At 63.7% G+C, this 14,040-nt stretch carries 13 protein-coding genes; 5 read left to right on the top strand and 8 right to left on the bottom strand.

From position 1 onward, the window contains the following. Positions 1 to 105 precede the first annotated feature (105 nt). The 3 genes from ACVDG8_RS28075 (at position 106) to ACVDG8_RS28065 (ending at position 2,711) form a co-directional block, all read left to right on the top strand. A complete protein-coding gene (locus ACVDG8_RS28075; RefSeq protein ID WP_447251346.1) occupies positions 106 to 822 on the top strand; it encodes a response regulator in 717 nt (238 codons plus the stop codon). Next, positions 819 to 2,228, top strand: a complete 1,410-nt coding sequence (locus ACVDG8_RS28070) for an ATP-binding protein (protein ID WP_447251345.1) — start codon at positions 819 to 821, stop codon at positions 2,226 to 2,228. Before ACVDG8_RS28075 ends, ACVDG8_RS28070 begins: the two co-directional genes overlap by 4 nt. A gap of 93 nt (positions 2,229 to 2,321) precedes the next feature. Next, positions 2,322 to 2,711 carry a YciI family protein gene (locus tag ACVDG8_RS28065; protein WP_447251344.1) on the top strand — a complete coding sequence of 130 codons (390 nt, stop codon included), beginning with the start codon at positions 2,322 to 2,324 and terminating at the stop codon, positions 2,709 to 2,711. A 6-nt stretch (positions 2,712 to 2,717) separates the two neighbouring features. Here the strand turns inward: ACVDG8_RS28065 and ACVDG8_RS28060 are convergent, their stop codons facing one another. Together ACVDG8_RS28060 and ACVDG8_RS28055 are read right to left on the bottom strand one after the other, a co-directional pair. Further along, positions 2,718 to 4,184 (bottom strand): pyridoxal phosphate-dependent decarboxylase family protein, encoded by a 1,467-nt coding sequence (locus ACVDG8_RS28060; protein WP_447251343.1) that lies wholly within the window; start codon positions 4,182 to 4,184, stop codon positions 2,718 to 2,720. Positions 4,185 to 4,258: 74 nt separating this feature from the next. Then, positions 4,259 to 5,344, bottom strand: a complete 1,086-nt coding sequence (locus tag ACVDG8_RS28055; protein ID WP_447251342.1) for a PLP-dependent cysteine synthase family protein — start codon at positions 5,342 to 5,344, stop codon at positions 4,259 to 4,261. Between the two features lie 194 nt (positions 5,345 to 5,538). Here ACVDG8_RS28055 and ACVDG8_RS28050 point away from each other — a divergent pair, with 194 nt between their 5' ends. Continuing rightward, positions 5,539 to 7,572: a BTAD domain-containing putative transcriptional regulator gene (locus ACVDG8_RS28050; RefSeq protein ID WP_447257116.1), complete on the top strand. Its 2,034-nt coding sequence runs from the start codon at positions 5,539 to 5,541 to the stop codon at positions 7,570 to 7,572. A gap of 62 nt (positions 7,573 to 7,634) precedes the next feature. Here the strand turns inward: ACVDG8_RS28050 and ACVDG8_RS28045 are convergent, their stop codons facing one another. The 5 genes from ACVDG8_RS28045 to ACVDG8_RS28025 all read right to left on the bottom strand — a co-directional run bounded on the left by ACVDG8_RS28045 (position 7,635) and on the right by ACVDG8_RS28025 (position 12,200). Further along, the gene (locus tag ACVDG8_RS28045) at positions 7,635 to 8,672 is read right to left on the bottom strand and encodes an MBL fold metallo-hydrolase (RefSeq protein ID WP_447251341.1); all 1,038 of its coding nucleotides are present in this window, start codon (positions 8,670 to 8,672) and stop codon (positions 7,635 to 7,637) included. A 102-nt stretch (positions 8,673 to 8,774) separates the two neighbouring features. Continuing rightward, positions 8,775 to 9,065 carry a hypothetical protein gene (locus ACVDG8_RS28040; protein WP_447251340.1) on the bottom strand — a complete coding sequence of 97 codons (291 nt, stop codon included), beginning with the start codon at positions 9,063 to 9,065 and terminating at the stop codon, positions 8,775 to 8,777. Between the two features lie 34 nt (positions 9,066 to 9,099). After that, positions 9,100 to 10,281 (bottom strand): choline ABC transporter ATP-binding protein, encoded by a 1,182-nt coding sequence (gene choV / locus ACVDG8_RS28035; RefSeq protein ID WP_447251339.1) that lies wholly within the window; start codon positions 10,279 to 10,281, stop codon positions 9,100 to 9,102. Continuing rightward, positions 10,278 to 11,132, bottom strand: coding sequence for a choline ABC transporter permease subunit (gene choW / locus ACVDG8_RS28030; RefSeq protein ID WP_455707317.1), 855 nt, complete (start codon positions 11,130 to 11,132; stop codon positions 10,278 to 10,280). Before choW ends, choV begins: the two co-directional genes overlap by 4 nt. 132 nt (positions 11,133 to 11,264) lie before the next feature. Continuing rightward, complete coding sequence (locus ACVDG8_RS28025) at positions 11,265 to 12,200, bottom strand: choline ABC transporter substrate-binding protein (protein WP_447251337.1); 936 nt, start codon at positions 12,198 to 12,200, stop codon at positions 11,265 to 11,267. 231 nt (positions 12,201 to 12,431) lie between these two features. On the opposite strand from ACVDG8_RS28025, the gene ACVDG8_RS28020 reads away from it, so the two are divergent. Then, complete coding sequence (locus tag ACVDG8_RS28020; protein ID WP_447251336.1) at positions 12,432 to 13,043, top strand: thymidine kinase; 612 nt, start codon at positions 12,432 to 12,434, stop codon at positions 13,041 to 13,043. Here ACVDG8_RS28020 and ACVDG8_RS28015 read toward each other — a convergent pair. Beyond that, positions 13,033 to 13,947: a DMT family transporter gene (locus ACVDG8_RS28015; RefSeq protein WP_447251335.1), complete on the bottom strand. Its 915-nt coding sequence runs from the start codon at positions 13,945 to 13,947 to the stop codon at positions 13,033 to 13,035. The two genes, ACVDG8_RS28020 and ACVDG8_RS28015, sit on opposite strands and share 11 nt — an antisense overlap. Positions 13,948 to 14,040: the final 93 nt, after the last annotated feature.

Below are 14,040 nucleotides of genomic sequence, written 5' to 3'. Positions count from 1 at the left end.
CCGGCGGGGCGGCAATCGTGGCCACTGGCCAAGATGTGGCCTGAATTCTATCGTGTGGGTGATCGGCCAGGGGGATGCCCGGCTAACAGAATGGTAGGTTTCTGAGTGAAATCCGATGCGCACATACTGATCGTCGACGACGACAAGGGCATACGCGACCTGCTGCAGGAGTTTTTCCAGAAGCGCGGGCTGCATACGACAGTGGCCGGCGACGGCACCGAGATGGAGACGATCCTGCGCCGCACGCCGGTCGACCTGATCATCCTCGACGTCATGCTGCCTGGCAAAAGCGGCCTGGAGCTCTGCCGCGAGATCCGCGCCAATTACACGACGCCGATCATCATGCTGACCGCGGTCACCGAGACGACGGACCGCGTCGTCGGCCTCGAAATGGGCGCCGACGACTATGTGCCAAAGCCCTTCGATCCGCGCGAATTGCTGGCCCGTATCCGCGCCGTGCTGCGGCGCAACGGCGCCGCCGAGCCGCGCCGGCCCATTGCCAAGCAGATTTATCGCTTCGCCGGCTGGACGATGGACTGCGCCCGCCGCCGCCTGACGGCGCCCGACGACGTGCGGGTGGAGCTGACGATGGCCGAGTTCAACCTGTTGCAGACTTTCGTCAAGAGCGCGCAGCGCGTGTTGACCCGCGAGCAGCTCATCGAGCTCTCCGGCGGCGACACCGGCTACAGCTTCGACCGCAGTATCGACATCCTGGTCAGCCGCCTGCGCCGCAAAATGGAGGACGACCCGAAGACACCGCAATTGATCCTCACCGTGCGCAGCGGCGGCTATCAGTTCCTGCCGGAAACGACGTCCGAATGAGACGTTTCCTGCCGCAGACCCTGCCCGTCTGGGTTCTGCTGATCGTCATTGCCGGTCTGATGATCAGCCAGGTCGCAACGCTCTATATCGTCGCGCGCGACCGTGCCGCCGCCAACGGTATTGTCGATCTCTACCGGCTGAACGACCGCGCTTTTTCGCTTGTACAGCTGATGCATGACGCCACGCCCGAGGAGCGCAAAGCGACCGCGTCGGGACTGTTCGATTCGACTTATGCGCTGACGGTTTCGGATACACCGGCCGTCACCTCTTCGATCGCCGGCGACGATCAGCTTGCCGAGCTCGAGGATATCCTGGTCGGTCGCCTGTCGAAATTCGGCATCACCGATGCACGCGTGCGCCGCGATCCCGCGACCCAGGAAGCGGACGTCCCCGAAGGCGAGACCGCGAACAAGGATGTCGGCCAGGTCGAGCGCGACCTGTTGGTGCTGGCCGCCGATTTCGCCCAGAGCGACAAGCTGACGGCATCTCTGCGCTTTGCCGACGGACAGTGGCTGAATTTCACCGAGCCGATCACGCCGCCGGGGCCGATCCTGAGCCTCGACAGCCTGCCGCTCTATTCGCTGATCGCCGGGCTGGTTGTGGTGATGTCGATCTGGTCGCTGCGCCGGCTGACGGCGCCTTACCGGATGATGGAAACCGCCGTCACGCGCATCGGCAATGACCTGAAAAGCCCACCGATCGCCGAGACCGGCAGCCGCGAGATCCGCGCCGCGGCAAAGGCGATCAATGCCATGCAGATGCGGCTGCGTGACTATGTCGAGGATCGCGAACATCTGGCGGCGGCGCTCGCGCATGATCTGCGCACGCCGCTCACCCGCATGCGGCTGCGCCTCGAATTGTTGCGCAAATCGCAGGCGCGCGCGGCGCTTGCCCACGACCTCGCCGACATCGAGAGCATCGCAAGCTCGGTCATCGACTTCGCCAAGTTCGAGGTCACCGAGGAAAAGGCCGAACGGATCGATTTCTGGTCGCTGGTGGAATCGGTTGCCGACATGTTCGAGGACGCATCTTTCGAAGACGATACGACCCCGTCGCGCGGCCTGATCTGCGTGGCGCGGCCGGTGGCGCTGCGCCGCTGCATCACCAACCTGATCCAGAATGCCGTCACCTACGGCAAGAAGGCGCATCTCGGCGTCAGGCGGTCCGGCGATACCATCACACTGTCGATCCGCGACGAAGGTCCTGGCATTCCGCAGCCAAAGCTGGATACGGTATTCGGCTCCTTCGTCCGCCTGGAGGAATCGCGCAACCGCGCCACGGGTGGCCTCGGCCTCGGCCTGACCATTGCCCGCAACATCGCGCGCGGCGCCGGCGGCGAGATCCGCCTCTCCAATTTTTCTGGCGGCGGCCTGCTGACCGAGCTGCGCCTGCCGGTGGCAGCTTGAGTCAGGAACCGCTGCGCGCGTCTGCGGTGCCACTGGATCGGCCGCGCCATCCTTGGGATAGTGCGGCCCCTCCCGCATGAGGAACCCGCATCCATGTTTTACGCCGTCCTTGCCTATCACGTCGAAGACACTGTCCAGTCCTGGTCGCCCGACGAGGACGCGGCGCTGATGAAAGACCTGCTCGATGTCAACGACAGGATGACCCGGGAGGGCAAGCTTGGGCCGGCGGCAAGGCTTGGCGCCACCGCCGATGCCGTGACATTGCGTGGTCCGGGCGATGGCATGGTGATCGACGGTCCGTTCGCGGAGACCAAGGAGCAACTGCTGGGACTTTACGTCCTCCATTGTGCCAGCCAGGCCGAGGCGATCGCCGCGGCGCGTGACCTCAAGCGCGTCAACCCCACCGCCGTCTACGAAATAAGGCCAATCACGTTCTACCTGCCTGGGCTGACCTTTCCCGGCACGCAAGCCGACGAACGATAGTGTGGCTCAGGCCGCTGTCTCTTGTCCCAGCCGAAGCATTTCGCGGATCAGGAGATCCAAATCTTCGCGGCGGGTGCGGTGATTGGCAATCGCCACCCGGAGACAGTGCCGGCCCTGGACAGTGGTATCGGACAGGGCCGCGATGCCTTCTTCCTGCAGCCTCAGCATGATTTCGGTGTTGAATGCCTTGAGCTGTTCCTCGGAAGCGCCTTTCAGCCGATGACGGAAGCTGATGATGTTGATCGTGGTCGGCGCCATCAGTTCGAGCGCCGGCTCCGCCTCGATCAGCCCGGTTAGATAGCGGGCCTGTGCGATGTTTTGGTCGATCAGCCGGCCGAATTTCTCGACGCCATGCTCCTTCAGCGCCATCCAGATTTTGAGCGCGCGGAAGCCGCGCGATGTCTGCAGGCCGTAGTCATGCAGCCATTCGCCGGAGGCAAGGCCGCGCGGCGCCGATTCCAGATATTCGGGCGTGACGGCAAACGTGTTGCGGTGGGCGACCGCATCCCGCACCAGCGCGCAGCCCGCTTCGAATGGCGCGTGCAGCCATTTGTGCGGATCGAGCGCGATCGAATCCGCCTGCTCGATGCCGGCGACGAGCCGCTTGTTCTCGGGTGCGATGGCGATCAGCGCGCCTATGCAGCCATCGGCATGGAACCACATGTCTTGTTCGGCCGCCAATGCCGCCAGCGCCGCAAGATCGTCGATCGCGCCGGTATTGACGGTGCCGGCGGTGCCGATGATGCAGGCCGGCTTGAAACCTGCTTCACGATCCTCGGCGATCGCTGCCTTGAGCGCGTCTATATCGATACGCAAGGCGGCATCGGTCGAAATGCGCCGCAGCGCACGGTTGCCGAGGCCGAGCGCCTCCATGGCCTTGCGGTGGCAGGAATGGATCTGGTCCGAGCCATAGTAACGCAGCGGCTTCGGCATGGCGCCGACGCCGCGCTCCCTGACATCGACGCCGGCCTTGACGTTGCGCGCCACGGTCAGCCCGATGATATTGGCCATCGAGCCGCCGCTGACCAGCGTGCCGCTGGCCGAGGCCGGGAAGCCCAGCATCTCCTTCATCCAGTTGACCACCTGGCTGTCCATCAGCCCGGCGGCATGGTTGCCGCCGCCGAGGTTCGAGCCCTGGATTGCCGCCAGGAAATCGCCGAGTGCGCCGGTGAAATTGCTCGACCCCATGTACCAGGACCAGAAGCGCGGATGGATGTTGCCCATTGGATAAGGCATGACGTTGCGGGCGACCTCGTCATAGACATCCGCAGCCGGCATTGATCCATGCGGCAGGGACGCCTTGAAAGACGCGCGCACATCGGCCGGCATGTCGCGCCAGACCGGGCGATCGCGAACGTCGCGCAGATAGCCGACCGCATCATCGACGATCCGGTGCGACAATGCCTGTATGTCGGCCCAGTCCCCAGGATCGAGCGTTTCATCCATCCTCGTCGTGTCCTGAAAGCTATCCATCGGTCTCTCCCGTCAGCCGGCGGCTGACACACAAAGCGACGCCGCCCTACCGGGGCGACGTCGCGGTCCTTTCTTCAAGCGTCGAACTGGCAGCCCGGCGTCGAGCGCGACAACGCCGTCTCCTCGGCATCCATGTCTGCCTCGATGCCGTCGAAGAGCGGCGTCGACATGTAGCGTTCGCCGGTGTCGGGCAGCATGCACAGGATCACCGATCCGGCCGGCGCGGTACCTGCGACCTGGCGGGCCACCGCGAAGCTGGCGCCACCGGATATGCCGGTGAAGATGCCTTCCTGCTGCGCCAGTGCCTTGGCCCATTTGATGCCTTCCGGACCGGCGATCGGCACCACTTCGTCATAGTAGTGCTTGTCGATCGCCTCCTGCAGCACGTTGGGGATGAAGTCCGGCGTCCAGCCCTGGATCGGATGCGGCTCGAAGGCCGGGTGGCTGGCGGCCGGCGCGCCGCCCACGCCGCGCTCCTGCGGTTTGCCGCTGCCGAGGAGCTGCGCGTTCGCCGGCTCGGCAAGCACGATCTTGACCTCAGGTCGTTCACGCCGCAGCACGCGCCCGACACCCGCAACGGTGCCGCCGGTGCCGTAGCCGGTAACGAGATAGTCGAGCCTGGAACCGGCGAAATCATTGATGATTTCGCGGCCAGTCGTCGCCTCGTGGATGGCGGCATTGGCTTCCGTCTCGAACTGACGCGCCAGGAACCAGCCATTCGCCTCGGCAAGCTCGACCGCCTTCTTGTACATCCCGAAACCCTTCTGGGCGCGCGGCGTCAGCACCACTTTGGCGCCCAGCATGCGCATCAGCTTGCGGCGCTCGATGGAGAAGCTGTCGGCCATCGTCACCACCAGCGGATAGCCCTTTTGCGCGCAGACCATGGCAAGCCCGATGCCGGTGTTGCCGCTGGTCGCCTCGACCACGGTCTGGCCCGGCTTCAGCCTGCCGCTGCGCTCGCCTTCCTCGATGATGTTGAGCGCCAGCCGGTCCTTGACCGAGGCCGCCGGATTGAAGAACTCGGCCTTCACATAGATCGTCGCATGCGCCGGGCCGAGGTTGTTGATGCGGATCACCGGCGTATCGCCGACTGTATCGAGAATGCTGTCGAAACGCTTGCCGCGCCCCGTCGTGGTTCTGATTTTCAACTGATGCAACATGATTTGCTCCTTAATGTGCTCACACGCCGGTTACAGGCCGGCGGCTTCGGCGGCGTGGTCTCGACACCTTGCCGCGCTAGTTGCGTGTGACTTGCCGGCAATTCGGCAACGGCCGCATCCGGCCCCTATCTTGGCTGCCGGATGCGCCTTGTCGTGTTTGGTGATAGAAGATGGAACGATCGGTCAGCGTGGGAATGAGCGTGGAAACGGGCGTGGAATCCGTTCGATCGACTTCGGAAGGCGAGGGCCTGTCGATCAGGCTGCTCGGCCCGCTTGCAATTTCGCGCGACGGTGTGCCTGTCGCGCTGCCGGCCTCGCGCAAGCTCCGCGCGCTGCTTGCCTATCTGGCGCTGGCGCCACACGCCGTCAGCCGCAGCCGGCTTTGCGAATTGTTCTGGGATGTGCCCAACGATCCGCGCGGCGAGCTGCGCTGGTGCCTGAGCAAACTGCGGTCGGCGCTCGACGAGCCGGGCTTGTGCCGTGTCGAGACCGAGGGCGACACGGTGTTGCTTTGCCTCGACCGTGTCCATGTCGACGCGCTGGATGCCGCCTCGGCGGTGGCAGAAGGCATAGAGACGTTGGATCTCGAGCGCCTGCGAAGGCTTGCCCAGCTCTTCGCCGGCGACTTTCTCGACGGCCTGGAGCTCGACCGCAGCCCGCATTTCACCAGTTGGATGACGGCGCGGCGTCGGCGGTTTCAGTCATGCCATATCACCGCTCTCGAACATATGGCCGGCCTTCTTGCGCCCGGTACCGGCGAGGCCGCGGCTGTCATCGAAACCTGGCTGGAACGCGCGCCCTTCGACGAACGCGCGCATTGCGCGCTGTTGGAAAACTTGGCTCGGCGTGGACAGATCGGCGCCGGCGAGGAGCATCTCGCCACTGCCGAGTTGTTCTTCCAGTCCGAAGAGCGGGATTTCGCGCCGGTCCGCGAAGCATGGCATCGGATCAGGTCACGTCAATCCGCCGCGCAGCCTTGCGCTCGCGCAATTCCGGACCTCTCGCCACAGGCGCCGATTGCTCTCGACGAACCCCGCTCTGAACCGACCGGCAGAGCCTCGCTCGCCGTCATGCCGTTCACCATGGATGCCGGAGCCATTCGCGGCGGGCTCGCCGACGGCCTGACCCATGACATCATCACGCGATTGGCCAAGCTGCGCGATTTCTTCGTCATCGCCCGCGGATCGGTCTTTGCCTTGGCGGAAAAACAGATCGCGCCGGAAGATGCCGGACGCATGCTGAATGTCGATTATGTCGCGACAGGTTCGGTCCGCATCCTGCCGGGCCGGGTGATTGTCTCTGTCGAACTCGTCGAGATCCGCACGGCCCGCATCGTCTGGACCGACACTTTCGAACGCAGGCCCGACGACATCTTTGCCGTGCTCGACGATATCGGCAACAGCATCGTCTCCTCGATCGCCGCCGAGATCGCGACGGTCGAGCGCAACCACGCGCTGCTCAAGGCGCCCAACTCGCTCAACGCCTGGGAAGCCTATCATCGCGGCCTCTGGCACATGTACCGCTTCACCCGTGAGGAAAACGAGCAGGCGCAGCATTTCTTCAGCGAGGCGCTGAAGCTCGATCCGACCTTCGCCCGCGCTTATTCCGGCCTCTCCTTCACGCATTGGCAGAGCGCCTTCCAGCGCTGGGGCGACCGCGATCGCGAAACCGCGCTTGCTTTCGAAAGCGCCGGCCACAGCCTGCTGGTCGACGACCGCAATCCCGCCGCCCACTGGGCGATGGGCCGTGCCTTGTGGCTGCGCGGCGAGCAGGACGGCTCATTGCTGGAACTGGCGAGCGCTGTCGACCTCAGCCCCAATTTCGCGCTCGGCCATTACGCGCTGTCTTTCGTCCATTCGCAGTCGGGCGATCCGCAATCGGCGATCGGCTCGTCCGACCACTCGCGTCATCTCAGCCCGTTCGATCCGCTGCTGTTCGGCATGATGGGCGCGCGCGCCATGGCACACGCACGATTGGGCGAATATGCCGAAGCAGCCGAATGGGCGCTGAAGGCAGCGGCCAGGCCCAACGCCCATGTCATCATCCTGGCGATTGCCGCGCATTGCCTCGCTCTGGCTGGACGGCAGAATGAAGCGCGCAACTTCGCCGCCGCGATCCGCAAGACGTTGCCCGACTATGGCGCCGACGATTTCATCGCCACCTTCCGCTTCGACCGGGATGCCGAAGCGCTGTTCCGCAACGGCGCGAAGCGGATTGGACTGCACTGAGCCCGCCAGAGCAATTCCAGGAAAAGTGTGACGCGGTTTTCCGTCCGGAATTGCTCTATGTATCAGTGCATCAGCGGGCCGCTGGCCTTGCGCCACGCGTCGATGCCGCCCTGGATGTGGCGGGCGCTCGCAATGCCGACGTCCTGTGCCGCCTGCACTGCCATCGCCGAGCGCTCGCCAAAAGCGCAGTAGAACAGGAGCTGCTTGCTGGTGGACTTCGCCAGCTCGTGCAGCATGCCGCCGGCGACGATGTTTTCCTGCAGTCGCCCATAGGGCAGATGGATCGCTCCGGGAATGACGCCGTGGCGCTCGCGTTCGGACTGCTCGCGCAGGTCGATCAGTGTGACATCCGGCCGCCCGACCAGCGCCAGCGCCTGCTCGGCGCTCACCGCCCAGCCGCGTGAAGCGACGTCGTCCTGGTGCAGCCCGACCTTCATGTTGGCCGGCACGGCGACATCCATCATCTTGGGGTTGGACAGCTTCAGATTGTTCATGATGTCGACATACTCTTCGACCGATCTCACCTGCAGGCGCGGATTGAAGGCCTTTTCCTCGCCGATCGTCGACACGGTCTCGCCCTTGTAATCATGTGCCGGGAAAATCAGCGTCTCGTCGGGCAGCCTGAGCAGACGGCCGAAGATCGATTGATATTGCTGGCGCGGATCGCCGTTCTGGAAGTCGGTGCGGCCGGTGCCGCGGATGAGCAGCGTATCGCCGGTAAAGACGCGGTCGGGCAGGATGAAGCTGTAGGAATCGTCGGTGTGGCCGGGCGTGTAGATGACGTCGAGCGCCAGCCCCTCGATGGCGAGCTTGTCACCGTCGGCAAGCCGCATCGACACTACGTCGGCCTTGGTCTGCTCGCCCATCACGGTCACGCAATGCGTCTTGTCGCGCAGCGCGCCAAGGCCGGTGATATGATCGGCGTGAAGATGCGTGTCGACCGCCTTGACCAGCCTGAGGTCGAGCTCGTTGACCAGTTGCAGGTAGCGCTCGACCTTCTCCAGCACCGGATCGATGATCAGTGCCTCGCCGCCTTTGCGGCTGGCCAGCAAATACGAATAGGTGCCGGAAACGGAATCGAAGAGCTGACGGAATATCATTCTGCCAATAGCCCCGCTACGCTCGCCGCCTTCGCGATCTACGCGGCTCTTCGTCAGTGTAGGATTCCGGCGCCTTTTGGCCAAGCAAATACTGTCGGAGCTCTAGCTGATGACAGCGACCTTCCACGCAAGCAGCGCTACGATCGCCGCCGCGCTGAACATCGTCGCCCAACCATGCCGCCCGACGGCATGCAGAACCAGAACCGCCAACCCTGCAACAAGTGCTGCGAGCGCCCCTTCGATATAGAAGATCTCATCGCTGGTAAGTTGCGCACCGGCGACCCCGCCGATCCTGAAAAACTCCAGGATCGACCGCATCGCGATCACCAGCAGCAGGCCGAGCGCACCCTGCGCGGCCCGCGGCTGAGACAACCAATTCCAGATCCGGTTCAATGCGCCCTGCCCGTTCTGCCTGGGCGGTTGTTATCTAGCGCCGCAGCACCGCGCTCAGCACGTCCCTGATCCCGATCGCGCCGACGAAGCGAGAGCCTTCGTCGAACAATGCCACCGGCGCCGTCTGCGAGCGGTGCATGGCCAGCATCACGGTTTTCAGCGAGGTGCCGGGATTGGCCCAGAACACTTGTGCTGCCTCCTCCGGTTGACTCTCGACATCGGCGCAGGACACCCACACCGCCGGTTTGCCGTCGCGCTCTGCCGCCGCCACCAGGCCATGCTCGTCGATCTTGAAGCGCGTCGTCTTGCGACGGTCGAGCCACACCCAGCCATTGTCGCCATGCTCCAGGTCGCGGCTGTCACGCATCACGTTCCAGGCCGTCAGCACCGAGAGCGGATTCACATTGGCGATGAAGTCGCGCACATAATCGTTGGCGGGCTTGAGCACGATGTCTTCCGGCGCCCCGGTCTGGACGATGCGCCCGCCTTCCATGATGGTGATGTGGGTGCCGATCTTCAGCGCTTCCTCAAGGTCGTGGCTGACGAAGATGATGGTCTTCTTCAGCTCCGCCTGCAGTTGCAGGAGTTCATCCTGGAGCTTGGTGCGGATCAGCGGATCGAGCGCCGAGAACGGCTCGTCCATCAACAGGATCGGCGCTTCGGTGGCAAAGGCCCGCGCCAGGCCGACACGCTGCTGCATGCCGCCGGACAATTCATGCGCATATTTCTTCGACCATTGGTCGAGATTGACCAGCTTGAGCTGGCGATGCACGCGCTCCTTGCGCTCGGCATCCGGCAAGCCGGCGAGTTCGAGACCCAGGCCGACATTCTCCTCCACCGTGCGCCACGGCAGCAGCCCGAACTGCTGGAACACCATCGCCACCTGCTTCTGCCTCAACCGCCGCAGCGTCGCCGCGTCGCAGGTGACGACATCGACTGTCCGGTCGCCATCCTTGACCAGCACCTGGCCGCGCGACACGACGTTGAGCCGATTGACGGCTCGCAACAGCGTCGACTTGCCGGAGCCGGACAGGCCCATCAGCACCGAGATCTCGCCTTCGTGCACGGTGAGACTTGCCCCGGCGCAGCCCAGCACATTGCCGGTCTTTTCGAGGATCTCGGCCCGGGTGGCGCCCTTGTCGATCATCGCAAGCGAGCCGGCCTGATCGGCGCCGAAGACGATGTCCACGTTCTTGAAGTCGACGGCGACGGTCATTTCTTGCCTCCAACCCCGATGCGCGTCATCCGGTCGAGCACGATGGCAAGCACGACGATTGCCAGGCCCGCCTCAAGTCCGAGATCGATGCGGCGCGAGCCGAGCGCGCGGTTGATTTCTGTGCCAAGTCCGCCGGCGCCGATCAGGGCCGCGAACACCACCATCGACAGCGACAACATGATCGATTGCGTCAGGCCCGCCATGATGGTCGGCAGTGCCGAAGGCAGCTCGACTTTCCACAGAAGCTGGCGCTTGGTGGCGCCGAAGGCTTCGCCGGCCTCGATGATCGATTTCGGCACCGAGACGACGCCGAGATGGGTGAGCCTGACCGCGGTCGGGATGACGAAGATGATGGTGACGATGAGGCCGGGCGCGTTGCCGAGACCGAACAGCGTCAGCACCGGGATCAGGTAGACGAAGGTCGGCAGCGTCTGCATCAGGTCGAGCACCGGCAGCATGACGCGGTAGACCTTCGGCTTGTGCGCCGCCCAGATGCCGAGCGGCACGCCGATGGCCATCGCCATGGCGGCGGCGGCAACCACCAGCACCAGCGTCTGCACAGTCTGCTTCCACAGGTTCTGGTTGATGATGAAGATCAGGCCGAGGAAGACGCCGATGGCAAGCGGCCGCGAGCGCTGCAGCAGCCAGGCAATGGCGGCGATGATCAGCGCCAACAGCACCGGCGGAACCATCAGCAACAGATTGACCAGACCATCGAGGATGAAATTGAGACCATTCGAAAAGGCCCGGAAGATGGTGTCGAAATTATCGGTCAGGAAGCCGAAGAACGCCTTTCCCCAGGCGCCTATCGGGATCTTGTGATCGACCATGAATTGCGAAATCGGATCCATCTTACCCCTCTTCGTCCATGAGCCGTCCCGCTCCCGGCTCGCGTAACGTCATCTTGTCACACGATATGAAAAAGGGCAGCCTTTTCTAAGTTGGCTGCCCTATCTTTCGGTCACGCCGAAATCACAGTCGGCTCAGCTTCCGAGTGCGGTCTTGATCGCCGCGGCGGCATCGCCACCGTCGAAGGTGGTCACGCCGGCGATCCATGGCTTGACCGCATCGGGGTTCTTCTTCAGCCAGTCTTTCGCAACCGTGTTGGCATCGCCGCCCTTCAGGATCGCGTCCATCATCTGGCCTTCCATGTCCAGATTGAACTTCAGATTGGCGATGAACTTGCCTGCATTCGGGCATTCGGTGGTGTAGCCCTTGCGCACGTTGGTGTAGACGGTGGCGGCGCCGAAGCCGCTGTCGCCCATGCCGTCGAGATAGGTGATCTTCATGGCGCCCATCACCGGATGCGGCGTCCAGCCGAGGAAGGCGATCCACTCATTGTTCTTCATCGACTGCTCGGCCTGCGTCAGCATGCCGGCCTCCGAGGATTCGACCAGCTCGAAGCCTTCGAGATTGTCCTTCGGGTTCTTGATCATGTCGAGGATGATGCGGTTGCCGTCATTGCCGGCTTCGATGCCGTAGATCTTGCCGCCGAACTTGTCCTTGAACTTACCGATATCGGTCAGCGACTTGACGCCGGCGTCCGCGACATAGGTCGGCACGACGATGCCATAGCCCGCGCCGGTCAGGTTGGTGCTGATCGTTTCGACCGAACCGTCGGCGGTGTAGTCCTTGATGTCGTTGGTCATCGACGGCATCCAGTTGCCGAGGAAGACATCGAGGTCCTTGTTCTTCAGCGACGCCATCGTCACCGGCACCGACAGCTGGATCGTCTGCGGCTCATAGCCGAGCGCGGTGAGCAGGACGGAAGCGACGCCGGTCGTCGCCTGGATGTCGGTCCAGCCGACATCCGACAGACGCACGGCCTTGCAGCTTGCCGGATCACCGGCATAAGCGGCGGTCGTGGACAGAAGCGCCGCCAGGCCGAGGCCGGCGACGAAAGATTTCATACGCGACATGAACTTTCTCCCATTGAACTATCACGGCAAAGCGAAGTCACGGTTCTTGCGCCCGCCTTGTTTCGTCAGCCAAACACCATTTTGATGTTGTTTCAAGCGGCGCAACATCACGATGAACGGCGCTCAGTGGCCATTACGCGACATGACGGGTTTTTGAACGACATGGAGTTTTTGGTGGACGGAGCCTGCGCCCCCTCCCCGCGCGGCGGCAAGTCGGCTTAAAAGAGCACCATGGCCAAGCTTTACTTCCACTATGCGACGATGAATGCCGGCAAGACGACCATGCTGCTGCAGGCATCCTACAATTATCGCGAACGCGGCATGTCGACGATGCTGTTCGTCGCCGGCCATTACCGTAAAGGCGACAACGGGCTGATCTCGTCGCGCATCGGCCTCGAAGCCGAGGCCGAGATGTTTCGCGACGGCGACGATCTCTTCGCCAGGGTTGCCGAGCATCACGAACATACCGCGGTGCATTGCATCTTCGTCGACGAGGCGCAGTTCCTCGAGGAAGAACAGGTCTGGCAGCTCGCCCGCATCGCCGACCGCCTAGGCATTCCGGTCATGTGTTACGGCCTGCGCACCGATTTCCAGGGCAACCTCTTTCCCGGCTCGCGCGCGCTGCTGGCGATCGCCGACGACCTGCGCGAGGTGCGTACCATCTGCCGCTGCGGCCGCAAGGCGACCATGGTCGTGCGCCTCGGCCCGGACGGCAAGGTGGCAAAACAAGGCGACCAGGTGGCCATCGGCAAGGACGTCTACGTCTCGCTCTGCCGCAGGCATTGGGAGGAAGAAATGGGCCGCGCCGCGCCCGACGACTTCATCGGCTTCATCAACGGCTGAGGCAGGTTCCGGTGGCCGGGCCACGCCGTATCGGAAACCGCCAGCCAAGCCGCACGCCAAGTGTCGCCAGCGCGATCAGCATCATGCCCGCAGCCTGCACCGGCCCGAGCGGATGCGCGTACAAAGCCCAGTCGATGATGATGGCGACAACCGGATAGATGAAGGTGATGACACCGATCACCGGCGTCGTCAGGCGCGGAAAGGCCGAATTCATCAGCACATAAGCGATGCCGGTATGCAGGACGCCGATCCCCGCCAGCCAGCCCCACGATGCCAGCGGGATAGGATGACCGATGTCGGCGAACGGAGCGAGCATCACGACGCCGACCAGCGTCTGGCAAAGCACCGTGATCTCCGCGCGCTGCTGCCCGAGGCCCTTGGCCAGGATCGTCGCCACAGCATAAAGCAGGGCGGCGCCGAGCGTCAGCGCGATGCCAAGCGCCCACTTGGCATCGGCATGGCCATGCGTGACGACGAGGCCACTGGCGAGCACAACGCCAAGGAACGCGCCGAGCATCCACAACATCTGGTCGAGCGAGATGCGCTCCTTGAGGAAGACAACGCCGATCAGCACCACGAAGAACGGCTGCACATGATAGACGATTGTCGTCGTCGCGATCGATGTCATGGCGAAGCCGGCGAAGAAGGCCGTCCAGCTCAGCACCATACAGGCGCCGCCAAGTGCCGCAAGCGCCAGCCGGGAAGGCGACAGCGTCCGATCCGGCAGATAGCCGCGCAGCAGGCACCATGCGGCCAGGAACAGCGAACCGAACACGCACCGCCAGAAGACGACGGTGATCGGATGCTGTCCGGATTCCGTCACGAAGGCGCCGACCGTGCCGGCGATCACCATCGCCAGCGCGAGGCTCGCGGCGGGGAAACGGGCGGTCGATAGGTCCCTCATTGCGGAGCGCTCCAACGGGTGAAATCCATCTGGTCACTTGAACTGATTTCAAGCAAGCGAATAGATTTGTGATGATCTATTCGATATGCTGAT

The sequence above is a fragment of the Mesorhizobium sp. ORM8.1 genome (assembly GCF_053005525.2).
This window is presented reverse-complemented; position numbering and strand designations above follow the sequence as displayed.

Coding starts and splice junctions, on each gene's coding strand:
- ACVDG8_RS28060 (WP_447251343.1), bottom strand. CDS start 4,184: ATGGATAGCTTTCAGGACACGACGAGGATGGATGAAACGCTCGATCCT.
- choW (WP_455707317.1), bottom strand. CDS start 11,132: ATGGATCCGATTTCGCAATTCATGGTCGATCACAAGATCCCGATAGGC.
- ACVDG8_RS28020 (WP_447251336.1), top strand. CDS start 12,432: ATGGCCAAGCTTTACTTCCACTATGCGACGATGAATGCCGGCAAGACG.
- ACVDG8_RS28025 (WP_447251337.1), bottom strand. CDS start 12,200: ATGTCGCGTATGAAATCTTTCGTCGCCGGCCTCGGCCTGGCGGCGCTT.
- ACVDG8_RS28045 (WP_447251341.1), bottom strand. CDS start 8,672: ATGATATTCCGTCAGCTCTTCGATTCCGTTTCCGGCACCTATTCGTAT.
- ACVDG8_RS28055 (WP_447251342.1), bottom strand. CDS start 5,344: ATGTTGCATCAGTTGAAAATCAGAACCACGACGGGGCGCGGCAAGCGT.
- ACVDG8_RS28050 (WP_447257116.1), top strand. CDS start 5,539: ATGAGCGTGGAAACGGGCGTGGAATCCGTTCGATCGACTTCGGAAGGC.
- ACVDG8_RS28070 (WP_447251345.1), top strand. CDS start 819: ATGAGACGTTTCCTGCCGCAGACCCTGCCCGTCTGGGTTCTGCTGATC.
- ACVDG8_RS28015 (WP_447251335.1), bottom strand. CDS start 13,947: ATGAGGGACCTATCGACCGCCCGTTTCCCCGCCGCGAGCCTCGCGCTG.
- choV (WP_447251339.1), bottom strand. CDS start 10,281: ATGACCGTCGCCGTCGACTTCAAGAACGTGGACATCGTCTTCGGCGCC.
- ACVDG8_RS28065 (WP_447251344.1), top strand. CDS start 2,322: ATGTTTTACGCCGTCCTTGCCTATCACGTCGAAGACACTGTCCAGTCC.